This is a genomic window from Archangium violaceum (genome assembly GCF_016859125.1).
Taxonomy (GTDB): Bacteria; Myxococcota; Myxococcia; order Myxococcales; family Myxococcaceae; genus Archangium; species Archangium violaceum_A.
In genome coordinates, this window is record NZ_CP069338.1 from 1,573,767 (window position 1) to 1,596,962 (window position 23,196).

Here is a 23,196-nt window from a genome sequence, read left to right on the forward strand (position 1 = left end):
ACGGACACTCGAGGTTGAAAATGCCAACCTCTCACGCCCGCACCCGACAGGAGGGCGCGATCTCGCCGGGCCTTCATCCAGCGGACACTGCGCGCGTCAGGGTCCGGAGGGAACGGCCACCGCGGGGGGCGCCACTGCCGACTCCTCGACGATGTCGTGGTGGTCCACCCCGAAGGCCGCCACCAGCGGCAGCATGCTGTTGTGCTCGTCCGTCCACCGCACCCGCGGGGGTCCCTCGAGCGTCAATCGGTGGACCTGCCTGTCCTCGCGCCGGAAGGTCTCCCCCCAGGAGAACCTCGGCTCCCGGCTGAGCAGCAACCAGGAGGTGGCCCTCGCGTCCTCCGAGGAGCCCTTCTCCACCAGCGTGGCGTGCAGGCCCGAGGCCCTCGCATGCGCCAGGGCGACGGGCAGCAGATCCAGGTGCGCGTTGCTGATGTGCATCGCCAGCACGCCCCTGGGGCCCAGGTGCTCGCGGTACACGTCCACCACCTCCTCGGTGAACAGGTGCACCGGAATGGAGTCCGAGCTGAAGACATCCACCGCGAGCACATCGAAGCCCTGGGCCGCACCGTGCGCCAGCTCCTGCTCGAGCAGGATGCGCGCGTCCCCCCGCGCCACCTCCACCCGGGCCGGCGTGTCGCGCAGGAAGGAGAAGTAGCCCCCTTCCCCCCGGGCCAGGGCGATGACCTGGGGATTGATTTCATAGAAGCGGAAGGTGTCCCCGGCGCGTCCCAGCGCGGCCATCGTCCCCACGCCCAGGCCCAGCACCCCCACGCGCAACGAGGGTGGCAGTCCCTGGGCCTGCTTGAGCCGCCGCTGCTCGGTGAGCGCCAGCCCCAGCCCGCTCTCGGGTGTGTAATAGGACGTGGGCCTCCGCCTGCGCTCGGGCCGGGCGTACTGGAAGCCGTGCAGGACGTTGCCGTGGAACAGCGTGAACATGTGGGCGTCCGGGTCCTCCCGTCCCGTCTCCACCACGCGCATGACGCCGAAGAAGCCGCGCAGCGACTCACGCGAGTCCTGGCCGTCCTTCACCGCGAGGCCGAGGCCGCCAGCCATGAGGAGGAGCAGGAGCGCCGAGGCCTGGCGGAGGATGAGCCGGGCGCGGGACTCCTCCGGAGCGCGGCGCAGCAGGACGAGCGCCGCCAGCAGGCAGCAGGCCCCGAGCGTGAGCGGGTACTCCAGGTAGGAGCGGAAGAGGAAGGGCGCGGCCAGGTGGACGAAGGCGGCGCCGAGCACGCCTCCCGCGGACACCCAGAGGTAGAAGGCGCCGAGGTGGCGTGGCGCGGGCCGCAACCGGTACAGCTCGCCGTGACAGAGCAGGGCTCCGGAGAAGAGGGCCCCCGAGTGCACGAGCACCTGCACCGGCAGGGACACGTGCGCCCTCGCGAAGGCCGTGCTCGTCACCCCGCCCACCGCCAGCAGCAACAGCAGGGCGGTGAGGGGGCGCGAGTAGAGCGCCTCCCGCTCGAAGGCGAGGATGAAGGTGAGCAGGTACAGGGCCAGCGGCAGCATCCAGATGAAGGGCCCGGCCGCCACGTCCTGCGAGAGCTGGTTCGTCGTGGCCAGCAGCAGCACCGAGGCGCCCCCGCTCAACCCCAGCCACGCCAGGACGCGCCCCACGCCCGGCGAGGGCCCACCGTCCGTCACCGCCTCGTCCCCCGGCACCCGAGCCTCTCCCCGCCGCAGCACCTCCCAGGCGCACGCCGCGCAGCCCCCGGCGAAGAGGAGGAAGCCCGCCGCCCACGCCCACGCCTGCACCCCGCGTCCCAGCCAGGGCTCGACGAGAAAGGGGTAGGCCAGCAGCGCCAGCAACGAGCCCGCGTTGGAGAGGGCGTAGAGCCGGTAGGGCGAGGTGCCCGGCCGGACCCGGCTGAACCAGCTCTGCAGCAGCGGCGCGGTGGTGGACAGCGTGAAGAAGGGCAGCCCCAGGGACACCGCGAGCATGGCCAGCAACCTCGCGGTGGAGATGCCGTCCGCCGCGGGGCGCCACTCGGGCCCGGGAGCCACGGGCGAGCCCGTCAGCAGCGCACGCCCTGCCAACACCGCCACCGTCAACCCCAGCAGCCCCAGGTGCACCCGCGCCTGCCGTCTCGGGCTCCACCGGCGGACGCTGACGTACGAATAGGCATAGCCGCCCAGCAGCATGAGCTGGAAGAAGAGCATGCACGTCGTCCACACCGACGGCGTGCCGCCGAACCACGGCAGCGCGTACTTGCCCGCGAGCGGCTGCACGCCGAAGAGCAGGAAGGCGCTGAGGAACAGGGTGAGGGCGTAGCGGAGCATGGCCGGGCCTCGGAAGACGGAGCGTAGTCCAGGAGGGGCGTCCCCGAGCGGGCAACCGAGCGGGCGCCGCCTCCTGGCGTGGTCGCCCTCCTCCGAGTTCCTACCTTCAGGGGACAGCAGGGAACGGATTTCCGCCAGGAGGGAGACGATGAAGCGCTGGTTGGAATGGACGATGGTTCTGGGACTGGGGGGAGCGCTCGCCGTGGGTTGCGTCTCCCGTCAGACGGAGGACGCGAAGCAGACGGGCATGCCCTACACGCCCACCCAGCAGAAGTACAAGAGCCCGTCCGCCTCGGAGTCGCAGAGCGGCCAGGAGGCCGGCACGGGCGGGTCTGGCTCGGGGCTCGCCATGCCCGACAACTGGCAGGAGCAGCACACCTACGGAGAGAGCCGGGAAGGTGAAGGCCAGGGAGGGCCCTACCTCATCAACCAGCCCCAGGTGGTTCCCCGGGAGCGGCGGGACGCGCCCTTGGGCGTGGGCGGGGGCCCGGACAACGCCAGGAAGATGGCCCAGGACCAGATCAAGAACCAGGGCTCGCGCTAATCCCGCCCGGCCGTCCAACGCGCGCGAGGGGCGAACAGGCGCGCTCCCGAGGGGGCGCTCGCCATCTCCATGGGGACGCCGTAGAGGGCCTCGAGCCGCTCGCGTTGCAGCACGTCCGACGCGAGGCCCCGCGCCAGCACCTGCCCGTCGCGCATCAGCAGCACGTGGGTGGCGAAGGCCGCCGCGAGGTTGACGTCGTGGAGCACCGCCACCGCGCCCAGGCCCGCGTCCACCCGCGCGCGCACCCGCTCCAGCGCCCCCACCTGGTGGGCCACGTCGAGGAACGCGGTGGGCTCGTCCAGCAGCAACAGCTTCGGTTGCTGCACCAGCCCGCGCGCCAGCAGCAGCATCCGGCGCTCGCCTCCGGACATGGCCTCGCAGGAGCGCTCCGCCAGGTACGCCACCCCGAGCTCCTCCAACACCTCCCGCGCCAGCGCCTCGTCGCTCGTCGAGGTGAGGCCCCACAGCCCGAGGTGCGGACTGCGCCCCATCAGCACCAGCTCCAGCCCGCTGAAGCCCTCGGCGGGCTCGAAGTTCTGCGGCACCCACGCCACGTTCCGGGCGAGCGCCCTCGCCTCCCACTCTCCGCGCTCGCGGCCCAGCAGCCGGATGACTCCGCGCGTCCACGGCATCTCCCCGAGCACCCCGCGCAGCAGCGTGCTCTTGCCCGTGCCGTTGGGTCCGAGCACCACCCACAGCTCCCGGGCACGCACCACGCAGTCCACGTCCCGCAGCACGGGAGTGGGCCCGTAGCCCGCGCTGAGTCCCTGGATATCGAGGAGCGTCAGGAGCCGCCCTTCCTCTTCTGGATCTCCCGGTACAGCGCCTTCACCTTGCCGAGCAGCTCGGGGCTCTCGACGTCGCCCATGCCCACCACCTCGGCCTCGAGGTCCTCGTAACGGCTGCACAGGAAGTTGAGGCTCTCGCACGCGTAGACGCGGGTGAGCGCCTTGTAGGCGCTGCGCGTGCGGGCCCACTCCTTCTGCAGGGTCGACGCGTTGCGCGAGGAGCGCTTGCGCGGCGGTGGACGCTTGCTGGGAGCCGGCTGCGGGTCATTGAGCGGAGCGAGCAGCGACTCCTCGGGAGAGGGCTCGACCATGGAGGAGCCCGCGTCCGGGGCCGTTGCCATCTCGGGAGCGGCAGCCGCGGCGGGTGCCTCTTCCGGAGCAGGAGGGGCCGTCCGCGTACCACCCGGGACGGGGGCGCCCCCAGCGGTGGAAGGCGCCGCGGCTTCGGGAGCGGGGACAGACGAAGGGGCGACGGACGGAGCCCGGGCCGTCTTGCCTCCCGAGGGGAGCACGGGACGCGCGGGTGGAGGCTCCACCGTCTCGGAGTCCACGGGGTGCTGAAGGAAGAAGGCGGCGGCCCCCACGCCCAGGCCCGTCAGCAGCAGCGCGAGCCCCATGATGATCATCCCCCATGGGAGCCCCGGCCGCTTCGGGACGGCCGTGCGACGGGTGATCTCCTTGTCCTGGGCGGGCTGGGCCTGGGCCACGGCCCTGTGAGAGGAGGAGGACGTCTGGCGCGGGGAGGACACGGGAACACCCGTCGACGTCACACGCCGGCGAGGCTTCTTCCTGTTCTCCTGGGTCACATCCTCCTCATCCGGCGAGTCGCGGAGGAGCGACTCATCGAGCACCACGCGCGGCTGCGTGTCCTGGCGATAGACATCCAGCAGGGACACGCGCGGCTGCGTGTCCTCGTGCATCTCGCGCGGAAGATGGATGCGCGGTTGCGTGTCCTCCAGGCCCACGTCCACGGCCCCCTCGTCCGCGTTCCCGGTGCCCGCGAGGGGCGTCTCGCCCGTGGGCTCGAACCGGGCATCCGCCTCCTCCGATGAGGAGCCCCCCAGCCCGGGAACCTCCTCCGTCTCGGAACGGACCGGAGGAACCGCGGTGGCGTGCGAACCCTCGCCCGCGCTCAGTGGCTCCGACCAGAGCGGAGTGTCCTCGATGGCGACCACTTCCGGGGGCGGCTGCACCACCAGGGGAACGACGGGAGGCGCGGCAGGTGGGAAAACAGGACCGGACGCCGGAGCCGAGCCAGAACCTGGCTCCGTCGACAGCACCGGAGGCGCGACGGAAGTGGTGGGAGTCGCGGCCCGGTGCGTCCCCGCGCCCCGCCTCGCGCCAGAATTCGGCTCCGCCGACAGCACCGGAGGCGCGGCGGGAGTGGCGGGAGTAGCGGCCCGGTGCGTCCCCGCGCTCCGCCTCGCGCCAGAATTCGGCTCCGCCGACAGCACCGGAGGCACGGAGGGAGTGGCGGCCCGGTGCGTCCCCGTGCCCCGTCCCACGCCGGAGCCCGGCTCCGCCGACAGAACAGGAGGCGCCACGGGCCTGGGCGCCGGAGGAGTCGTGAGCCCCGACACATCCACCGTGGGCGAGCCGCCCGGGGGAGAATGCCGCTCGCGCCTGGACTCCTCGATGGCCTCGACGGCGACGGCGGGCCTCGTGGGCTCCTCCACCACCGTCACCGCTGGCCGCGTCTCGCCCTCCTCGCGCACCGGTCCACCCTCCCGAGCGCGAGGCGTGGGCCTGAAGGAGAGCGGCTCGACGGGGCCATCCAGCCGGATGGTTTTCGGCGGCAGCGTCGGAGAGGGCCTCGGCGGCGTCCCCTCCGGCATGCCGATCACCACGGGCTCCGGCTCGGGCATGCGCCCCACCTCGCGCAGGCTCGCGAGCAGCCGCCGCTCGGCCTGGTACTCCGCGCCGAACAGCTCGTGCATGGACCGGCTGACGCTCTCGGGCCCCGAGGAGGGATCCATCTCCAGCAGGCACGCGTTCAGCTTCGCGCGCAGCTCCTCGGCCGTCTGGAAGCGCTGCGCCGGGTCCACCGCCAGCGCCTTCATCACCAGTTGCTCCACCGCGGGCGGCACGGACGGCACCACCTGGCTCATCGGCGGGATGTTCGGCTGGGCCACGGCGGACATCAGCTCGCCCGGAGGCAGCTGACCGAAGGGGTTCCTCCCGGAGATGAGCTCGTAGAGGCACAGACCCACCGCGTACAAATCACTGCGGCGATCCACCGGCAGGTGCCGGGCCTGCTCCGGTGACATGTAGAGGAACTTGCCGAGGATGATGCTCGGGTTCGTCTTCGCCGCGCTCAGCCGGCTCTTGGCCAGGCCGAAGTCGATGACCTTCACCTCCCCCTCGTAGGAGATGAGGATGTTCTGCGGCGAGATGTCCCGGTGGACGAGGTTCAGCTCCCCCTCGTCATCGCCCTTCTTGCGGTGCGCGTAGGCGAGCGCGTCCAGCACCCGGCCCATCACGAACAGCACGAAGGTGAGCGGCAGCGGCCTCTGCCTGTCACGCGCCCGCGCCGCCACCTTGCGCAGGTCCTTGCCGTCCACATACTCGAGGGCCATGTACGCCTCGCCCTCGTGCAGCCCCATGTCCAGCACCTGCGCGATGGAGCCGTGCGACAGCTTCACCAGCGTGCGCGCCTCGCCCACGAAGCGCTCCACGAACTCCGGATCCTCCGCCAACTGCGGCAATATCTTCTTGATGACGCACAGCTTCTCGAAGCCCTGCGCCCCCTCCAGCCGCGCGAGGAAGATCTCCCCCATGCCACCGGTGGCCAGCTGGGTCAGCAGCGTGTAGCGGCCGAACGGCACCGGCCGGAACGGACGCAGTCGAGCGTTCGATGACGACGGGTTCATGCCGGACGAGGGGCGCTCATGCTCGCAGGGGGGAGCGCCCATGCTCGCATTGATCTGGGTCCCAGTGCGAGCCTCAATCCCAACTTTCCACCACACAATCCCACCTCAGCGCACACCGGGATTGGTGAGCTGGGGGATGTCCTCGTCCACGACCTCGAAGGCGGCGACCTTGTCGCGAGGGGGGCGGATGAGGCGCTCGCCGAGGGGAACCACGTCGAAGCGGGCGCCGATGACGGCCAGCGTCTTGCCGGTGATGAGCACCTGGCCGGGCATGGCGGTGCCAGCCAGCAACGAGGCCACCTGCACGCCCTCGCCCACGGCGGTGTACGAGGGACGGGACTCGGGGCCCACCAGCCCCACGAGGGCCCGGGTGGTGGTGATGCCGATGCGCAGCTCGCACCGCTCGTCCATGGGGCGGCGGGCCATGTAGCGCTCCCAATCGGCGCGCAGGGCGAGCGCGGCGCGCACCGCGCGCACGGGATCATCCAGCTTGGAGAAGGGAGAGCCGAAGAGGGCGCGGAGCGACTCGCCGACGAAGGTCTCCAGGGTGCCCTCGAAGCTGAAGACGAGGCCGCCCAGGCGCGAGTGGAAGTCGTTGAGCAGCACGGTGGCGCGCTCGGCGCCGATGCGGGAGCACAGCGCGCCGAAGCCGACGAGCTCGGCGTGGACGACGGTGAGGTTGCGCTCCTCCAGTCCGGGCAGCTTGCCGCCCGGGCGCTGCTGGAGCTCGGCGGCGCGGCGCTCGGCCACCTCGGGCGAGAGGAAGCGCTCCAGATGGTGGCGCGAGGCCAGCCCGCCCGAGGAGCCGGAGAACTTCTGCACGCCCGTGGCCACCAGGTGCGCCACGGCGGTGCAGGCATCGAGCATGACCTCCAGCTCGGTGTCGTTCTTCGCGGAGGTGTTGACGTAGAGGACGCCGGAGAAGGGCGACTCGATGCCGATGGGGATGCAGAGCACCCGGTCCACGCCATAGAGGATGACGCTCTCGCGGCCGGCGAAGCGGCGGTCGTCGCGCACGTCGCCCACCAGGAGCGCGCGACCCTGGCGCAGGGCCTCCTCGATGATGCCATCGGAGACGGGCACCTCGCCCTTGGCGAGCTTGCCACGGTGGCGCACGGCGGCGGGGACCAGCACCCCGGTGGGATGGCGCAGCAGCACCACGGCGGTGGTGGCGCCGATGCGCTCGAGCACCCGGTCCATGGTGACTTCGAGGAAGGCCGTCAGGTTCGAGGCGGTGGCGAGCGCCTCCGCGACGTGGAAGAGGAGGACGAGCGTCTCGTAGGCGCCGCGAGGAGGCGAGGGAGGTGAGGGAGGCGCCGGGGCGAGGGGCGCGGCGGTGGCGGGGATGCTGTCGAAGGGGCTGGAGAAGTTGTCGAGCGCCCGCAGCAGGTCCACGTTCTTGATGTTCTTGGTGAGGATGACGGAGGGCCCCACGTCATCCCCATGGCCGAAGCGGCGCACGCCCCCGGCGCCCAGGTCCACCATCTCGGTGGCGGCGTTCTCCACCTGGTGGGGTTGGCGCACCGAGAGGGTGTTCTCACCCAGGGAGATGGTGTCGCCGGGGTTCAGCTCGAGGCGGCCCTGAAGGGGCGTGCCGTTGACGCGGCTGCCGTTGCGGCTGCCGAGGTCCTCGATGCTCAGACTGTCCCCCTCCACGACGAGGCGGGCATGTCGCCGAGAGACGAGGTCTCCGCCCAGGACGATGTCGTTCTCATCCGCGCGGCCGAGGTGCGTGACGCCCTCTGGCAGCTCGTAGGCAGTGTCGAAGTAACCCGGGCCGTTGATGATGATCTGCCACATCGCGGCGGGGAGATTACACGACCCGGGCGCTTCGTTCGCATACGGGCAGCGGATTGAGACCCGGAGTCGAATCCTCCAGGGACTCCGGAGCGTCCCCGGCCGGTGGAGCCACACCGGCTCCCCGAGCGCCCGGCGCCTCCGGGGAGTCTCCCGTCACCGCCACTCGCAGACGGGAGAGCCGTTCACCACCACGATCGCGTCCAGGTCGAACCCGCCCGACGTGGACCCATAGGCGTTCTCCCCGCTGTCCTTGATGCGGACGAAGCGCGCCCGGGCCACGCCGAGGGTGGCCAGGTCGAAACCATCACCGCCCGCCACGGACGGGTCCGTGGGGCTGATGCCGTTGTCCGGCGAGGAGAACACGTGCTTCACGCCCGCGCAGCCAGGGGAGCCGTTGGCCCTGTCCGTGGGAGCACAGGGGAAGTCGTGCCACGTCTGGCCATCCTCGCTCACGGAGACGAAGCCCGTCTCCGCGAAGTTGCCGAAGGGGTTCTCGAAGACGAGCAGATCCACGCCGGGCCCATCCACCACGCCGATGTCGGTGAGCTCGAGGACGATCTCCCCCCGCTCGCCGAGCGAGAGCACGTCCAGCGAGCCCATGCCGGAGCCACCCCCGTGGGGCGGTCCGAGCACGATGTCCGGATAGCCATCCTGGCCGAAGCCGGCGAACGGGCCGGGCGAGAAGGACACCACCTTGTCGGCGAACGGGTCGTTCTCGCTCGCGCAGACCACCGGAGTCTTCGGCTCCTCCTCGTCGGAGGGACCTCCGCAGCCGGTGACGAGCAAGGCGGTGACGAGACAGGCGCTCCAGCGCGCCGGGGTGCCGTGGGTCCTCATGGCTATTGCTTCTGGACGAGGACGAGCCGGCTGCCGTTCTTGTCCTTCACGCCCACGAGCAGATTCGTGCCCAGCGGGGCCATCAACACCACGTTGGTGCAGGTATTCTGGGTGGTGAGCACGGGCGCGAGCTCGCCCACGACGACCGCCTTCGGCTCGATGCCCGTCGTCAGCTCGATGCGCGAGACATCGTTCGTGAGCGCATTGAACGACGCATCGTAATGGCCACGGTGGAGCGCCACACCCTGACCAAAGCCGGCCACCGCGAAGAGATCACTGCCCGCGTAGATCTCCGGAGCATTCTCCGCGGTGAGCGCCAGGGTCGTACCGCCCGAGAGCGCCGGCGTGTACGTCGCGGGGGCCACCGCGAGCAGGTGGTTGATGTAGGGGTCGAACGGGCCCGAGGGGTTGGGAACGCTGTATCCGAGCACGGCGATCTCCTGGCTCGTCGCCGCCGTGTAGCCGCTGGCGGGAGCATCCACCGGGAAGGTCGCCAGCTTCGACCCCTGGAAGGGAGGTGTCCCGGTCTTCAACGCGTAGACGCCACTGCCCCCCTCGGAGGAACCCTCGACGCCCTGGCCGTTGAACAGGAAGGCCCCGGAGACACCGACCGCGGAGAAGTTGCCGTTCGCGGACACGTGGGAGGACTTATCCGGGCTGGCCGTGTCGTACACCAGGACCGAGCCAGGGATGTTCTCGATGGGGCCCGACTTCGTGTAGCCGGCGAGCAGCCGGGTGCCATCGTTGGCCAGGAAGCCGCTCAAATACGTGCTGCTGCCACGATCCGCCTCGGGGATGACGGCTTGCAGGGGCGTCGTGCTGGCGACGATGTTGGGCCAGGTGCCGAGCTCGTAGAGGCTGTTGTCGGTTCCTCCGCTCAGGCCGTACAGCTTGAACTCGGCGCCGCTCGGGATGGCCGTCACCGCGATGAGTCCCTCGGGGAGCGCGGCGGACTCGGCGGCGGCGTAGCCCGTCTGGAGCTGCAGCGTGCCGAGCTTCTCGTCATGTGGCAGGTCCGCGCACGCGACTCCCGCGTCGGTGCCCGCGTCGTCCGTCGGCTCGTTACCGCCATCCGTCGGCCCGGTGCCCGCATCCGTGACGTCCCGCTCCACGCAGCGGTTGTCCTGGCACACGTACTCCTGCCCCTTGGGAAGCGTGCCCCTCTGGGCGATGCAGTCGAACTGGTCGATGCACTCCTGAGTACAGCCGGTGCCCAGCAGCCCCAGCGACAAGGCACCCAGGACCCATACGAAGCGACCCACCCCTCGCGAACCCATCATTGCTGTCTTCATGCGCGTCCCGCTCCTCATGTGGAGTAACCGAAGAGGGGGGCGCGGATACGGCGGCGGGGCAGGTCTTGTCAAATGCTCCGTCCACCTCGCACCAGGAGTGGGCCTCGCGTGGAGGATGGACGACAATGAGGAGTACCGCGGGCGGGATTCGAACCCGCAACCTCTGCGTTCTGAGCGCAGCACCTCTACCAGGTTGGGCTACCGCGGCGTGTGTTTCGACTGCGAGTGCCGAAGGCGGGATTCGAACCCGCAACCACCAGACTCTCGATCTGGGGCCTCTACCGAGTTGGGCTACTTCGGCGGGACTGCGCTCCAATCGCATCCAGGAGCGTGTGCTGCGAGTACCCCGTACGGGAGTCGAACCCGTCTTTCCGCATTGAGAGCGCGGTGTCCTTCGCCGATAGACGAACGGGGCAAGAGGCCGGGTCCCTTTCTGGGAGCCCGGCCTCTGGGTCCGTGCCTCGTCTTGGAACGAGGACGCGGGAGATCAGAGTCCGGGCCATCGGCCAAGAAGCAGCTCCAGGCCGAGCAGGAGGTCCAGAGCGGTATCCAGACCGGTACGCGAGAGCGCGTCGATGCCAGTATCAGCGTCGTTCAGGTGCTTGGGATTCATCGGGCTCTGCGTCGTCACCGTCGTCATGGTCACCGCTCCTTTCATCGAGAAAAGACGCGGCGGAAACGCATTCCTGACAACGACATTCAGGCCGCCGTGAGCCGCCCGCGCCGGTACAGGAGCGCGAGGAACAGCGGCCCCCCCAGCAGCGCCGTCACCACGCCCACGGGGGGATCGCCGCCGAACAGCGGGAAGGTCAGCCGCGCCAGCAGGTCCGCGAGCATGAGGAACGCCGCGCCTCCGAGCGCGGAGAGCGGAACGAGCAGCCGCTGGTCCGGCCCGAAGGCGAGCCGCAGCAGGTGGGGCACGATGAGCCCCACGAAGCCGATGAGCCCCGAGAGCGCCACGGCACCGGCCACGCTGGCGCTCGCGGCGAGGAGCAACAACCGCCGCGTGCTCGCCACGGACACGCCGAGCGAGGCCGCGTCCTCGTCTCCCAGCGTGAGCAGGTTGAGTCGTCCTGAAAGCGCGAGCATCACACCGATGGCCGCGACCTGGAGGAGCACGGACAGGGCGAGCGTTCCAGCGCGCTCGTGGCCGAGGGTTCCCGCGAGCCAGTGGAGGATCGCCCCCAGCTGGTTCGGGTCGGAGAGCGTCTTGATAAGCGTGATGACCGCGGACGCGAAGGAATTGAAGACGACGCCGATGAGGAGCGCGACATCGGGCGTACGGCCCCCATGGCCGCGGCTCGCGGCGAGCACGAAGAGCATGGCCGCCACGGCCCCCACGAAGGCGAACAGCGTCGGTGCGGAGAGGCGCGCCAGCCCGCCCCCGAGGTCTGGAGCCACCTCACCCACGGAGGCGAGCCCCACGGCCAGGGCCAGGGTGGCCCCGAGCGCCGCGCCGCCAGAGACGCCGAGGATGAAGGGGTCCGCCAGCGGGTTGCGCAGCACGCCCTGCAGTGTGGTCCCGGAGGCGGCGAGCCCCGCGCCGACGAGGGCCGCCAGCACGGCGCGCGGCATCCGGACGGACCAGAAGATGAGGGCGTCCTTGGACGTGGGCTTCCCGAACAAGGCGGAGTGAAGGGAGATGGGCTGATCCCCGAAGCGGACGGACACGAGGAACGCCACGAGCATCAGGACGAGGAACACCCCGCAGAGCCCGAGCACCCGCGCCAACGTGAAGCCCTTGCCCCGCTCTCGCATGGCTAGCGCGCGATCCCCGCGTCGGGCTTCACGGTGGGGTGCAGCAACTGGAACAGCTCCTCCAGCCCGCGACCCAGCGAGGGCCCCGGCTGGAGCAGCGCCATGGACGGCACCTCCACCCACCGGGACTCGGAGAGGAGCGCGCGCAGCGTGTCCTTGCCCACGTCCACGTCCGAGGCATCCACCACCACGTCCGGCGAGACCCCCACCGCGCGCTCGACGGGATAGACGGGGTAGGCCCCACTCGCGTCCGCCGCCACGTTGCGGGCTCCCGCATCGCGCAGCAGCTCGTCCGCGAAGGAGCCGGGGCCGGCGACGACGAGCGGCGTGAAGCCATAGACGAACAGGACGCGCGGCGACTCGAGCTTCCTGGAGGCCTCGCGGATGCGGACGCGGGTGGACTCGATGCGCTGCACGAGGGCGGCGGCCTCCGTCTCCTTCCCAAGGGCCTTGCCCACGGCGCGGAGGGCGGCCAGGGTATCGGCCACGGTGTGCAGGGGCAGCAACAGCACGGGGATGCCGAGCTCGGCCAGCTTCTCCACGGACCGCTGGTTGCCCGGCCCCGGCTGGACGAGCACGAGGTCCGGCTCGAGGGCCACTACCGCCTCGATGGAAGGGTCGATGAAGCCGCCCACGCGAGGCAGTCCGGCCACCTCCTTGGCCTCATCGAAGCGGGAGACCCCCACGAGGGTGCTCCCCGCTCCGAGCGCCATCACCGTCTCCGTGAACGACGGGGCGAGCGTCACCACGCGCTTCACCTTCTCGGGAGGCTTGGGGCCGAGGAAGCGGGGACCTCCCTTGGGGGGAGCGGCGCGCGCGGCGGTGACGAGGCAGAGCGCGGCGAGCAGGACGAACGGAACGAGGCGGGTCTTCATGAGGGAGTCTCAGGGAATCGCGATGACGTCACCGACGAGGGAGGGCCCATTGTTCCGAGGGCAGACGAGGAGGGGGGGCGCGGCACCGGGCCCCAGCCCGCGCCGCTCCACGAGCGAGTCACCCACCACCTCGATGACGAAGACACGGCCCGCGTTGTTGTCACCCACGTAGGCGCGGTTGCCCACCACGGAAAAACGGCCCGCGGAGGCGCGCTGGCACGAGGTCCCCTCCGGGCACCGCAGCGCGAGCGAGTCGAGCACGTGGTCATCCGCGTCGAGCAGCACCAGCCCGGTCCCCTTCACGTCGATGAGGTTGAAGTTGCGGTCATAGGTCGCGGCGCCGCTACAGCTCACGAGAAGCCGCTCGCCCACGGGGACGACCCAGAACGGGTTGAGACACTCCTCGCCGAGCGCGATGAGACGCATCTCGCGGGTGGTGAGATCGATGCGGACCAGGAAACCGGGGCCTCCCACGGAGAAGTTCCCGGGCTCCAGGTTGCCGAGCGCGACGTACATCCAGCCCCGGCGCATGGCGATCCCCGCGGGCGCGGGAACGGTGGTGCGACCCTGAAAGGGCATCAGGGCCTCGCCCGTGGGCAACTTGAAGACGTCCGTGATGACGGGCCGGGTGGGGTCCGCCACCGAGACCCGGACCACCCGTCCACCCGCGGAGGAATCCGTCTGCAGGTTGCCCAGCAGCGTGACGTAGGCATCCGAGCCCTGCAATGCGAACGCATAGGGGTTGGTGTTCGCACCGAAATTCACGCTGCCCACGTCGGTGAGCGTGACGCCCTTGGGGAACTGCGGGCTGTGGTTGAAGGAGGGCGCATCCTTCCGCTGGAGGATCTGGAGGGTGTTGCTCGTGGAGTTGAGGATGTAGACGTAGGGCTCCTCGACGAGCAGGTGATTGGGGACCAGGCCCGTGGTGTTGCGTGCCTCCAGCTCGCCGTAGTCGATGAGCCGGGCCTGGAGCAGCCTCGAGGAGGCATCCAGCACCAGCAGCACATCCTGCATGCGCGCGACGGTCAGGGGACTGGTCCCCACGGCCATCGCGGGTCCCTTCACGTCCGACTCCGCCTGGATGCCCACCACCTGCCCGGTGTTGAAGCACGCGGCGACGACGTCATAGGTGCAGATGCCGCCCCTGCAACTCCGGGAGTCCGCGCACACGTTCCCGCAGGCACCACAGTTGAAGGCATCCGTGTCCGGGTCCACGCACGAGCGCCCACAGAGCTTGGAGTCCGCCAGGGTGCAGGAGTCCTTGCACTGCCCCTGCTCGCACACCTGCTCCGGCGAGCACGCCGCGCCCCCCGCTCCCGCGCATCCACCGCAGTGGGACGGGTCCGACGCGGTGACGACGCACTGCCCATCGCACAGCGTGGCCCCCGCGCGGCAGCGGCAGGCGCTCTCGATACAGACCTCGGTGGCGGAGCAGGCCACGTCACAGGCGCCACAGTCGGAGGAAGCGCTGGAAAGGTCCACGCACCTATTGCCGCCGCAGAGCGTGAGCCCCTCGGAGCACAGGAACTCATCCGTCGGGCACCCGGCCAGCAGCGCGGACCCCATCACCAGCAACAGAACCCCGAGGGCTCCTCCTCTCATCGTGCCTCCCTCTCGAAAGCACCCGCCACCGACACGTACACGGCGCGGCCGGGGAGCGGGTAACCGACGAAGTCCTCGGCGCGCGCATCGAGGACATTCTTCACCTCGCAGGAGACCGTGAGCTCCGTGCGCGAGCCGAAGGTGCTGGACACGCCCGCGTGGACGAAGGCACGCCCGGGCAGCGACATCGCGCCATCCCGGGTGAGGAAGTGCGCCGACTGGGCCACCAGCTCCACGCGCCCCGTGAGCCACCGGGGTCCACCCAGGACCCGCGCGGACAGCTTGTGGCGCGGCCGGTAGGGCAGCTCGCGCAGGTAGAAGCGCCCGTCCCGCTGCAGATCGCTCGACACGGTGAGCGTGTAGCTGAAGGCGCCGGAGAGGAACCGGTGGGGCCGCCACTCGCCCTCGGCCTCCAGCCCCATTACGCGCGCGTTGGCGAAGTTGTACGGCCTGGCCGCGCCGGGCGGGTAGGCCTCGTAGGAGATGAGGTCCTCGTAGAGACTGGCGAAGCCCCCCACCGAGGCGAAGGACACCTCCGAGCGATGCACCACCGCCGCGTCCGCGTACAGCGCTCGCTCGGGGCGCAGGTCCGGGTTGGGCAGCAGCGTGCCCTGACGCACGTACAGCTCCAGGAACGAGGGCGCGCGATGGGAGCGGCCCGCGTTGGCGCGCAGCTCGAAGCCCGAGGGCAGCAACACGGTGGCGCCCACCTTCGGGGACAGCAGCGTGTACGGGCCCGCCCGCTCCACGCGCAGCGAGGGCGCGACGGTGAGCAGCCCGTCCCACAGCAGAACCTCGTCCATCGCCATCACACTGGCGCGCAGCCACGTCGGCTCGCCCTCCGAGGCCTCGGTCGTCTCAGCGGCGGTCACCGACTCACCGCCCACGCCCAGCAGCGCGGAGACAGAATGCCACCCGCCCAGCAGCACCTGTCCCTCCACCTCCACCCCGCCCAACCGCTGCACCTGCGGGTCCTCCCCGCTCCAGGGCCCACCGGACAGCGCCACCCGGTCCCGGCGGAAGTACGCGCGCGCGTTCGTCTGGACTCCCCCCGGCAGCGTGCCCGACAGGCGCAGGTTCGCCGAGCCCCGCCCTCCGGACTGGCGCGCATCCTCGCTCGGGTTCTGCGCGGTGCCGGCGAGGCCCCGCTCGTCGAAGGAGAGCTCACCCAGCAGATCCGCGGAGACGCCTCCCCCCAGCTCGCGCCGCAGCCTCAGCAGTCCCCCCGCCCCCCGCGCGTCGTTGTTGGTGCGATGGCGCTCGAGGAGCGCGTCCCCGGGCAGCGTGGGGCTCGGATCGAAGAGGTACGGGAAGCGTCCGCTGGAGGTGCCCCCATGGAGGAGCAGCAGCGCCTCGCCTCCCGCGAGCGGCCCCGAGGCCGACAGCCACCCGAGCCCCGAGTCCCAACTGCCGTAGGACAGCTCTCCCGCCACGCGCGCGTTCGCGCCGGGACGGCGGGTGATGATGTTGATGGCGCCCCCCAACCCGCCCGAGCCATAGCGCGCTCCCGCGCCGCCACGCAGCACCTCGAAGCGCTCGGCCAGGGCCGCGGGCACGCGCGACAGGTCCGCGATGCCTCCCGCGCCATTGAGGGGAATGCCGTCGAGCAGCACCAACGTCCCGTTCGAGGACGCGCCCCGCACCACGACGCTCTTGCTCTGCCCGTAACCCCCCAGGTCCTGCAGCGTGACGCCGGGCGCGGTGGACAGCATCGCCGCGGTGTCTCGGGCCGCGCCGCCGAACTCGTCCACGCGGATGACGGTGAGGGCGCCGCTCGGGTCACGCCTCGAGGCCGAGTCCGGGGGCTCGGCGGCGACGGGCGCCTCCTCCACCTCCACGGTGGGAACGAGCAGGGGCTCGCCACCGGAGGAGTCCGAGACGGGAGGCGTGTCCTGGACAGGAGGCTCCACCGCCTGCTGGGCAAACGCGGAACCGCTCGTGCTGAGCGCCAGGCACAACCACCGCCCGGCGAGGTGCGACCACCGCATGGATCCGCCTTCCGCTCTCTCCGTCGAAGAGAGAAGGCCAGCGCGGGCGCTCCACGCCCACACCCCTGGGCAGGTCTCCTGGCTGCCGGGCTCCAGCCGAGGCGCACATCGCGCCGGGCTGCCCGATCACAGTGGCGGGACCGCGCCGGACTCGCACCGGCTTCCCTCTTGAAGGCCCGACATGGGCACCCAAGGGCAGGCCCTTCCTAGGGGCTCAACCCCCGCGCGTCAAGCCACCCTCGCTGACGTACGACCGGGCGCCTCGGGAGTGGCGGGCCAGCCAGTCGAGGATGAACTGATTGAAGGCGGAGAAGTGGAGGAAGGTGGCCAGCATGTCCCCGAAGCGCAGCGAGGCGCGATCGAAGAGCGGCGCGGGCCGGCCGGGGATGAGCAGGGTGCCGTCGTGCCAGGTCCCGTTGTGGCTGCCGCCATCGGCCACGTACCAGACCCCGGTCCGCGTCTCCTCACGGAAGGTGGCGTGCACCCGGGACACCGTGGGGTCCTCCACGACGATGTCGTTGTCCGGCGTACGTCCCAGCGTGATGCTCGAGGCCTGGGGGACGACGCCCTGAGGACGCTTGCGCACCTCGAGCACCAGCGGCTCGGCGACGGTGGGCCGGTTCAGCGAGAGCCCCGTCAGCGTGCTGCGGGTGAACAGGGGACGCACTCCCACGGGAGGCGCCTCCCACACCAGCACCGGCCAGCACACCGAGCGTCGCACGGACTGGGGATCGTCGAGGAATTGTGAGGCGAGCACGGAGAACTTCAGGTGCACGGAAACGCCCTCCAGCACACGAACGGGTGACGCGCAGGGTGTGCACGGAGGGCGAGAGCGACCAGTCCCCCTCGATCAGCGGGAGGAGCCGTGTACCCGGAAGGGGATGCGCAGCGTGCCGAACCGCTCGCCGGTGCTCGCGTCCACCAACTGGGCCTGGAGCGTGACCTGGCGCTCGGAGGCGCCGGGGTTCTCGAAATAGAGGAAGCCCGTCCAGGAGGCTCCATCCTTGAGGATGCCCTCGGGGAAGGCCTGCCGCAGCATGTCCTCCGTCGGCAGCCGGGTGGCGCCCGGGGGCGGGCAGGTGTAGCAGGTGGTGCGGGGCTCCTCGTTGAAACGTCCGTACGGGCTGTACGTGGGAGGAGGCGACGGCATCCGGGGCCCGGAGCCCGCGTGGGGCGCGAGCCCGCCCAGCGTATGGGGCGCGAACGCGGCGTAGTGCGCCTCGCCCACCAGCTCGAAGTCCCCGTACTGGATGCGCAGGGTCCGGCCGCTGTTGTTCTCCAGGACGACCTCCACCGGCGCGAGGTAGCGCACGAGATCGAAGGGATTGTTCTTCCAGGAGTCCCCGCTCGCCACGAGCCGCACGCCCCCGTCCTCGGCGGCGGCGACGCGGCCGTCATTCGAGATGAGCACCTGGGGCGCCGCGATGGGACGGAGCCGTCCCTTGTCCGCGGAACAACCCACCAGGGAACACAGCACCACGACAGCTAGAAACACGAAGCGCATGAGCGTGCGCCTCCTCGTCGATGAGTCTCCGGCCCCAACCGCATCCTCGACGACACGGAAGGAACCCGCCAGCACCTCGCACTCCGGGATGTCGTCTCCTGGAGCAACCCCACGCCGTCCCATGCCCGGGACGATCCGAGCGCGACTGTACGCGCCCCGGGTGCGGACTCCGAGGGAAGAGCCCCTGGCATGACGCCTGCTCTGGAACCCGGCGAGCGCGCCAATGGAGGCGCGAAGATGAAGCGAAGAGGTGGTCGATGCTGACGGCGGGGAAGCGGTTGGCGGTGTTCTCCATCCGCGAGGGCAAGGGCGGGAGCGTCTGGGTCCGAGCGGGGAGTGCTTTCGTGAACAAGGATGGCTCGCTCAACGTGCTGCTGGATGTGCTGCCGCTGGACGGGAAGCTGCACGTGCGCGAGGCGGGGGACAAGAAGGACACGGTGCAGGCGGGCGGCGGCGGGCGCTACGGGGTCGACGGTGGGCTGGACTCGCTGCCGGTGGGAGGCCACTCGTGAGCGGGCGCGTGATGGGGATGTGGGTGGCCGCGGTGCTGGGACTGGTGCTGCTGGGGCCCGGAAGCGCGGGCGCGGCGAACACGAAGACCCGGACGCGGTACACGGGCGTGGTGAACCTGAACGAGGCAACGGTGGCCCAGTTGGATCTGCTTCCGGGTGTGGGCGAGAAGGCCGCGCAGCGCATCGTCACCTGGAGGGAGAAGCGGCCCTTCAAGCGCATCGAGGAGTTGGTGCGGGTGAAGGGCTTCGGCAGGAAGCAGTTCTTGAAGCTCAAGCCGTACCTGACGCTGCAGGGCCCGACGACGCTGAAGGCGGAGAAGGCGCTGGTTCAGATGGGCGAGGTTCGCGTCACCGTCCCCGCGGCGGCGAAGCCCTGAGCGCCCGGGAGAGGGGCTCCCAGGCTCCGGGCCTCCCCTCTCCCGCGTCGACGCGGTTCCTCAGCGGCGGGCGCTCCGGGGCCGGGGGGGAGAGTCGGCCTTCTCGGTGAGCGCCATGTCGGGCGTGAGCTGGAGGGGCTGGACGGGCACGGAGGGCTGGGTCATGACCAGCCGCATGGCATCGACCAGCTGCCTCCGTCCGTGGGGATGGGGCGCCTCGGCGCCGGTGAGCGACAGGAACTGCTGCTGCAGCACCTCGCCCGAGGGGGTGCGCCGCTCCCGGTCGTGCACGAGCAACCCCATGATGATGGCGTCGAGCGCGGGCGAGATGCCGGGCACGAAGTGGGAGGGAGGCAGCAGCTCCTGTCTGGTGGCGGCGACCATCAACGCCGCCTCGCTGTCTCCCTGAAGGACGCGCTCGCCGGTGAGGGCCTCGTGCAGGGTGAGGCCCAGCGCGAAGAGATCCGTGCGACCATCCAGGGCCTGGCCGTAGGCCTGCTCCGGCGCCATGTAGCCCGCCTTGCCGCGCACCGTCTGCGCCTGGGTGAGCGAGAGCTGATTGGCCGCGCGAGCGATGCCGAAGTCCGACAGCTTCACCTCGCCAATGCGCGACAACAGGATGTTGGGCGGGTTGAGGTCGCGATGCACCAGGCCCAGCGGCTCACCCCGGGGGCCCGTGCGTCCGTGCATGTACGCCAGCGCGGAGGCGACCTCCGCGCCGAGGAAGGCCACCGCCGATGGAGGCAACCGCCTCGCGGGGAGGCGCCGCAGCAGCGAGCTCAGCGGCATGCCATCCACGAACTCCATGGCCAGGAAGACGGTGCCCTGGTGCCGTCCCAGGTCGAGCACCTGCACGATGTTGGGGTGGATGAGGAGCGAGCCCAATTCGGCCTCGCGCCGGAACATGGCGAGGAACTCCTCGTTGTCCGCGTAGGCCGGGAGGATGCGCTTGACGGCCACCTGCTTCTCGAAGCCACCCTCCGGGCTGTAGGTGGCGCGGAACACCTCGGCCATGCCGCCCGCGCCCAGCCGCTCGTGGAGGAAGTACTTCCCCATGACGTCCTTCTCGCGGATGGCGCGCAGCGCGTCCTCGGCCTTGCTCACGATGAGGCCGGCCAGCGTCGCCGCCAGGGGGCCATAGGCGAAGAGGAACACGCAGCGCAGCAGCACCATCGGGAACGTCAGGGTACTCAGGGGCTCGGGTGGGAGCCGCGGCTGTATCACGAGCAGGAACAGCGCCATGTATTCCACCGCCGCGAGCGCCGCCGCCGCGTACGCCAGCGCCTTGCCCGCCCGCAGCGCGCACACCACGATGAGCGCGCCCCAGGCGAGCGCCGGTGGCGTGGTGAGTGCGTACTCGGCCCCGTGGAAGTACACGTCGGTGGCACACGCCACCGCCGGAATGGACACGGTGATGGCGCTGTCCACCCATTGGATCGCCGGGTGGAAGCCGCCCTGCTGCAGTGTCCGCAGCATGAGGGCGTAATAGATACACAGCCCGCCCGTCAGTCCCGCGAGGCTCAGTGACAGGCCCTGGCCAATCACTCCCATGAGCAGCAGCGAGGCCGTACAGCCAAGCACCATCATCCCGCGCATGAAGCGCGCGATGGCCATCTCGCGCGGGACGACGTCCTGGTCCAGGTACTCCTGCAACAGCCGGGCGGGGTGCGGCACTCGGGGAGCAGCGGCTTCCATGGAGGGCCAGCCTACCCCGCCCTTCCCCCCTCGAGCGACCAGCTCTTCATCGGGGGGGACGATGGCCGGCGGCCGCCTACGACTTCCGGACCCACCCACCTCGCCCGTCTCCAGCAGCCCGACGCCAGCTCCTAGCCGAACGTCACGTTCATCATCTTCACGATGGGCTCGTCACCGTAGAAGTCGATGATGTTCACCGCCGCGTAGCCCTGCTCCAGCCGGAACAGGTTGTCGTCCGGCATGCCCAGCGCCTCGGCCAGCAGCGTCCGGTTCACGCCACCGTGCGACACCAACACGAACGTCTCTCCCGCGTGCCGGGTCCGCAGCTCCCGGCCCGCGGACCGCACCCGCTCGCGCATCTCCGAGTAGCTCTCGCCCTCCGGGAACCGAACCCGGGCCGGATGCGCCATCCACTGCGCGTACACCTCCGGGTAGCGCTTCTCCGCCTCCTCATACGTGAGGCCCTCGAAGAGACCGAAGTCGATCTCCCGGAACGCATCCTCCGTATCCACCGCCATCCCCTTCAGCTCCGCCAGGGGCGCCGCGCTCTCCCGCGCCCGCTGGCGAGGGCTCGTGTAGATGCGCAGCAGGGGGGCCTCGGCCAGGAAACGGGCGGCGCGCTCGGCCTGCATCACCCCCGTGGAGGACAGTCCCACGTCCAACCGCCCGTAGCAGCGGCCCCGCGTCTCCTCCACTGGCTGTCCGTGCCGCACCAGCACCATGCGCGTCACGCCCTTCGGAAGTCGCCAGTCCATCATCGCCCCCTCCTCCAGCCCGACCGCCGTTCACTGACTCCCGTGTTCGCCCACATCGTGCCTCCCGTAATTCCCCCCCCTCCATGTCATGTCCGCGCCACGGGCCCTGGATCACGGGCACCGCCGACATGCTCCCGAATACCATGCCCCCCCGCCCCCCGAGCAGCCCCCCTGGATTTCTTTCGTTAAACCCTACATGGACCGAGAGCCCCCCACCCCGGGCGATGTGACGGGTTTTTGTCATCCGCCATAACGGAAGAACCTCTTGATAAGCGGATGACTCCCGGGCACCTCGGGGCCCGTTCATGTTCATCCCCCACTTCATGAAGCCGTATACGTCCACCATCGTCTTCGTGGTGCGCGAGGGCGGCGCAAGGCCCCTGCGCGTTACCTCACTCAGCTCGAGGCCGGCTCCACTGCGGTCTGCTCCTCACGGCGCAGCCGCGCGTCGAGCACGAAGGTCCCGAAGGGCAGCAGCGACGCGATGAACGCGCCCACCACGCGCGGCAGCGACCAGCGGTGCGTGGCGGCGGCCTCCGCGAGGGCGAGGATGAAGAGCACGAACAGCAGCCCGTGCGCCCAGCCCACCAGCTTCACCGCCAGCGGCATGCCGGCCAGGTACTTCAACGGCATGGCGATGAAGAGGAGCACGACAAAGGAGACGCCCTCGAGCAGGGCAACGGCACGCAAACGTCCAACGGCGGTCTTCAGCATGGAGGAGAACCTACCCCAGGGATGGCGAGCCTGTGGACGAACGCCTCCACCCCCACCAGCTCGACGACGCAATGCGTTATGCTTCTTCGGTGCTGAAAAGGGAAAGTAGGGAACCAAACAATGACATGGTCCGTTCCCAGCCAGGCGCTGGTGCACCCTGGCTCGCGGGGATGCACCCGTTGATTGATTTTGCAAGCAGGTAGCGCCCGGACGCACTACCTGTCCAAGGACAGGGACGGGCGACAGCAAGGTAGAATTCAGGGGACATTGTAGAAATGAAGCCAAACGAAGAGCTCGGCGAGCAGCTCACCGCGGACAAGAACAAGATGCCCCCTCTGGGGGAAGTGTTGGAGTTCATGCGATTGCTGTGGGCCGTGGATCATGGCCTGCAGTCCACCTCCAAGCGCATGGAGTCCACGCTCGGGCTGACCGGCCCACAGCGGCTGGTGCTACGGCTCGTGGGCCGCATCCCAGACATCACCGCGGGCCGGCTCGCGAACATCATGCACGTGCACCCCAGCACGCTGACGGGTGTCCTCAAGCGGATGGAGAAGCGCGGGCTGATCGAGCGCAAGTCGGATCCGCTCGACGGGCGCAAGGCCCTCTTCGCCCTCACCGATGCGGGCCGCGCGATGGACGTGCCCACCACGGGCACGGTGGAGGCCGCGGTGGAGCGGGCCATCACCCGCCTGCCCCGTGCTCGTCTCCTGGCCGCCCAGGAGGTGTTGACCGCGCTCGCCGCGGAGCTGGGCGCCGGTGAGCCCCAGGCCGACAATCCCAACGGCACCGCCCCCCACAAGGACGACGAGCAGGTGCTGGTGCCGGAGGGGGGCGAGACCGACTCGCGCAAGAGCGCCAGCAGCTGAACCCCCGCCGCCCGAGCCCACCTGGCAAGCTTCCACCCGCGGACACCGGGGCGGGGAAGCCACCCGCCCGGAGTCCTGGGGGACGCGCCGCGCGCCCAGGCCTGCTACAGATTTGGGAAATAGGTGGCCCGGCAAT

The 23,196-nt window shown here is 70.4% G+C and carries 20 protein-coding genes, 3 tRNA genes and 1 riboswitch; of the genes, 4 read left to right on the top strand and 19 right to left on the bottom strand.

All coding sequences use genetic code 11. The features are described from left to right. Positions 1-96: 96 nt before the first annotated feature. Entirely contained in the window at positions 97-2,283 is a 2,187-nt protein-coding gene (locus tag JQX13_RS06625) for a fused MFS/spermidine synthase (RefSeq protein WP_203408218.1), read from the bottom strand. Between the two features lie 148 nt (positions 2,284-2,431). Here JQX13_RS06625 and JQX13_RS06630 point away from each other — a divergent pair, with 148 nt between their 5' ends. After that, positions 2,432-2,827 (top strand): hypothetical protein, encoded by a 396-nt coding sequence (locus JQX13_RS06630; RefSeq protein ID WP_203408219.1) that lies wholly within the window; start codon positions 2,432-2,434, stop codon positions 2,825-2,827. Here JQX13_RS06630 and JQX13_RS06635 read toward each other — a convergent pair. The 15 genes from JQX13_RS06635 to JQX13_RS06705 all read right to left on the bottom strand — a co-directional run bounded on the left by JQX13_RS06635 (position 2,824) and on the right by JQX13_RS06705 (position 18,141). After that, entirely contained in the window at positions 2,824-3,564 is a 741-nt protein-coding gene (locus JQX13_RS06635; RefSeq protein WP_239014581.1) for an ABC transporter ATP-binding protein, read from the bottom strand. The two genes, JQX13_RS06630 and JQX13_RS06635, sit on opposite strands and share 4 nt — an antisense overlap. 47 nt (positions 3,565-3,611) lie before the next feature. Further along, the gene (locus JQX13_RS06640; RefSeq protein WP_430384201.1) at positions 3,612-6,392 is read right to left on the bottom strand and encodes a protein kinase domain-containing protein; all 2,781 of its coding nucleotides are present in this window, start codon (positions 6,390-6,392) and stop codon (positions 3,612-3,614) included. A 198-nt stretch (positions 6,393-6,590) separates the two neighbouring features. Beyond that, positions 6,591-8,285 (bottom strand): FHA domain-containing protein, encoded by a 1,695-nt coding sequence (locus tag JQX13_RS06645; protein WP_203408221.1) that lies wholly within the window; start codon positions 8,283-8,285, stop codon positions 6,591-6,593. Between the two features lie 153 nt (positions 8,286-8,438). Next, positions 8,439-9,122, bottom strand: coding sequence for a cell surface protein (locus tag JQX13_RS06650; protein WP_203408222.1), 684 nt, complete (start codon positions 9,120-9,122; stop codon positions 8,439-8,441). A gap of 2 nt (positions 9,123-9,124) precedes the next feature. Next, positions 9,125-10,414: a hypothetical protein gene (locus JQX13_RS06655; protein WP_203408223.1), complete on the bottom strand. Its 1,290-nt coding sequence runs from the start codon at positions 10,412-10,414 to the stop codon at positions 9,125-9,127. Between the two features lie 133 nt (positions 10,415-10,547). After that, positions 10,548-10,622 (bottom strand) — tRNA-Leu (locus tag JQX13_RS06660). 18 nt (positions 10,623-10,640) lie between these two features. Continuing rightward, a tRNA-Leu gene (locus JQX13_RS06665) sits at positions 10,641-10,715 on the bottom strand. A gap of 41 nt (positions 10,716-10,756) precedes the next feature. After that, positions 10,757-10,829 (bottom strand) — tRNA-Glu (locus JQX13_RS06670). A gap of 72 nt (positions 10,830-10,901) precedes the next feature. After that, positions 10,902-11,054, bottom strand: coding sequence for a hypothetical protein (locus JQX13_RS06675; protein ID WP_203408224.1), 153 nt, complete (start codon positions 11,052-11,054; stop codon positions 10,902-10,904). A gap of 59 nt (positions 11,055-11,113) precedes the next feature. Continuing rightward, the gene (locus tag JQX13_RS06680) at positions 11,114-12,172 is read right to left on the bottom strand and encodes a FecCD family ABC transporter permease (protein ID WP_203408225.1); all 1,059 of its coding nucleotides are present in this window, start codon (positions 12,170-12,172) and stop codon (positions 11,114-11,116) included. Positions 12,173-12,174: 2 nt separating this feature from the next. Next, entirely contained in the window at positions 12,175-13,047 is an 873-nt protein-coding gene (locus JQX13_RS06685; protein ID WP_203408226.1) for an ABC transporter substrate-binding protein, read from the bottom strand. Positions 13,048-13,056: 9 nt separating this feature from the next. After that, the gene (locus JQX13_RS06690) at positions 13,057-14,649 is read right to left on the bottom strand and encodes an MXAN_6577-like cysteine-rich protein (RefSeq protein WP_203408227.1); all 1,593 of its coding nucleotides are present in this window, start codon (positions 14,647-14,649) and stop codon (positions 13,057-13,059) included. Continuing rightward, the gene (locus tag JQX13_RS06695; RefSeq protein WP_203408228.1) at positions 14,646-16,637 is read right to left on the bottom strand and encodes a TonB-dependent receptor plug domain-containing protein; all 1,992 of its coding nucleotides are present in this window, start codon (positions 16,635-16,637) and stop codon (positions 14,646-14,648) included. Before JQX13_RS06695 ends, JQX13_RS06690 begins: the two co-directional genes overlap by 4 nt. A 51-nt stretch (positions 16,638-16,688) precedes the next feature. After that, positions 16,689-16,845: riboswitch (cobalamin riboswitch) on the bottom strand. Positions 16,846-16,851: 6 nt separating this feature from the next. Continuing rightward, positions 16,852-17,412 (bottom strand): FHA domain-containing protein, encoded by a 561-nt coding sequence (locus JQX13_RS06700; RefSeq protein ID WP_203408229.1) that lies wholly within the window; start codon positions 17,410-17,412, stop codon positions 16,852-16,854. Positions 17,413-17,487: 75 nt separating this feature from the next. After that, positions 17,488-18,141, bottom strand: a complete 654-nt coding sequence (locus JQX13_RS06705; protein WP_203408230.1) for a hypothetical protein — start codon at positions 18,139-18,141, stop codon at positions 17,488-17,490. 257 nt (positions 18,142-18,398) lie between these two features. Between JQX13_RS06705 and JQX13_RS06710 the strand changes: the two genes are divergently transcribed. Beyond that, positions 18,399-18,653 carry a hypothetical protein gene (locus tag JQX13_RS06710; protein ID WP_203408231.1) on the top strand — a complete coding sequence of 85 codons (255 nt, stop codon included), beginning with the start codon at positions 18,399-18,401 and terminating at the stop codon, positions 18,651-18,653. Further along, the gene (locus tag JQX13_RS06715) at positions 18,650-19,030 is read left to right on the top strand and encodes a ComEA family DNA-binding protein (protein WP_239014582.1); all 381 of its coding nucleotides are present in this window, start codon (positions 18,650-18,652) and stop codon (positions 19,028-19,030) included. The genes JQX13_RS06710 and JQX13_RS06715 overlap by 4 nt, the downstream gene beginning before the upstream one ends. Positions 19,031-19,090: 60 nt before the next feature. On the opposite strand, the gene JQX13_RS06720 is transcribed toward JQX13_RS06715, so the two are convergent. The 3 genes from JQX13_RS06720 to JQX13_RS06730 form a co-directional block, all read right to left on the bottom strand. Continuing rightward, entirely contained in the window at positions 19,091-20,725 is a 1,635-nt protein-coding gene (locus JQX13_RS06720; RefSeq protein WP_203408232.1) for a serine/threonine-protein kinase, read from the bottom strand. A 131-nt stretch (positions 20,726-20,856) separates the two neighbouring features. After that, positions 20,857-21,483, bottom strand: coding sequence for a histidine phosphatase family protein (locus tag JQX13_RS06725; protein WP_239014583.1), 627 nt, complete (start codon positions 21,481-21,483; stop codon positions 20,857-20,859). Positions 21,484-21,876: 393 nt separating this feature from the next. Beyond that, on the bottom strand, positions 21,877-22,194 hold the full coding sequence (locus JQX13_RS06730; protein WP_203408233.1) for a DUF3817 domain-containing protein: 318 nt from the start codon (positions 22,192-22,194) through the stop codon (positions 21,877-21,879). Between the two features lie 275 nt (positions 22,195-22,469). Between JQX13_RS06730 and JQX13_RS06735 the strand changes: the two genes are divergently transcribed. Continuing rightward, on the top strand, positions 22,470-23,060 hold the full coding sequence (locus tag JQX13_RS06735) for a MarR family winged helix-turn-helix transcriptional regulator (RefSeq protein ID WP_203408234.1): 591 nt from the start codon (positions 22,470-22,472) through the stop codon (positions 23,058-23,060). Positions 23,061-23,196 lie beyond the last annotated feature (136 nt).

What these genes read in the sequence shown, in the direction of transcription:
- JQX13_RS06625 (WP_203408218.1), bottom strand. Translation starts at nt 2,283, where the DNA reads ATGCTCCGCTACGCCCTCACCCTGTTCCTCAGCGCCTTCCTGCTCTTC.
- JQX13_RS06630 (WP_203408219.1), top strand. Translation starts at nt 2,432, where the DNA reads ATGAAGCGCTGGTTGGAATGGACGATGGTTCTGGGACTGGGGGGAGCG.
- JQX13_RS06640 (WP_430384201.1), bottom strand. Translation starts at nt 6,392, where the DNA reads ATGGGGGAGATCTTCCTCGCGCGGCTGGAGGGGGCGCAGGGCTTCGAG.
- JQX13_RS06645 (WP_203408221.1), bottom strand. Translation starts at nt 8,285, where the DNA reads ATGTGGCAGATCATCATCAACGGCCCGGGTTACTTCGACACTGCCTAC.
- JQX13_RS06650 (WP_203408222.1), bottom strand. Translation starts at nt 9,122, where the DNA reads ATGAGGACCCACGGCACCCCGGCGCGCTGGAGCGCCTGTCTCGTCACC.
- JQX13_RS06655 (WP_203408223.1), bottom strand. Translation starts at nt 10,414, where the DNA reads ATGAAGACAGCAATGATGGGTTCGCGAGGGGTGGGTCGCTTCGTATGG.
- JQX13_RS06675 (WP_203408224.1), bottom strand. Translation starts at nt 11,054, where the DNA reads ATGACGACGGTGACGACGCAGAGCCCGATGAATCCCAAGCACCTGAAC.
- JQX13_RS06680 (WP_203408225.1), bottom strand. Translation starts at nt 12,172, where the DNA reads ATGCGAGAGCGGGGCAAGGGCTTCACGTTGGCGCGGGTGCTCGGGCTC.
- JQX13_RS06685 (WP_203408226.1), bottom strand. Translation starts at nt 13,047, where the DNA reads ATGAAGACCCGCCTCGTTCCGTTCGTCCTGCTCGCCGCGCTCTGCCTC.
- JQX13_RS06690 (WP_203408227.1), bottom strand. Translation starts at nt 14,649, where the DNA reads ATGAGAGGAGGAGCCCTCGGGGTTCTGTTGCTGGTGATGGGGTCCGCG.
- JQX13_RS06695 (WP_203408228.1), bottom strand. Translation starts at nt 16,637, where the DNA reads ATGCGGTGGTCGCACCTCGCCGGGCGGTGGTTGTGCCTGGCGCTCAGC.
- JQX13_RS06705 (WP_203408230.1), bottom strand. Translation starts at nt 18,141, where the DNA reads ATGCGCTTCGTGTTTCTAGCTGTCGTGGTGCTGTGTTCCCTGGTGGGT.
- JQX13_RS06710 (WP_203408231.1), top strand. Translation starts at nt 18,399, where the DNA reads ATGCTGACGGCGGGGAAGCGGTTGGCGGTGTTCTCCATCCGCGAGGGC.
- JQX13_RS06720 (WP_203408232.1), bottom strand. Translation starts at nt 20,725, where the DNA reads ATGGAAGCCGCTGCTCCCCGAGTGCCGCACCCCGCCCGGCTGTTGCAG.
- JQX13_RS06725 (WP_239014583.1), bottom strand. Translation starts at nt 21,483, where the DNA reads ATGATGGACTGGCGACTTCCGAAGGGCGTGACGCGCATGGTGCTGGTG.
- JQX13_RS06730 (WP_203408233.1), bottom strand. Translation starts at nt 22,194, where the DNA reads ATGCTGAAGACCGCCGTTGGACGTTTGCGTGCCGTTGCCCTGCTCGAG.
- JQX13_RS06735 (WP_203408234.1), top strand. Translation starts at nt 22,470, where the DNA reads ATGAAGCCAAACGAAGAGCTCGGCGAGCAGCTCACCGCGGACAAGAAC.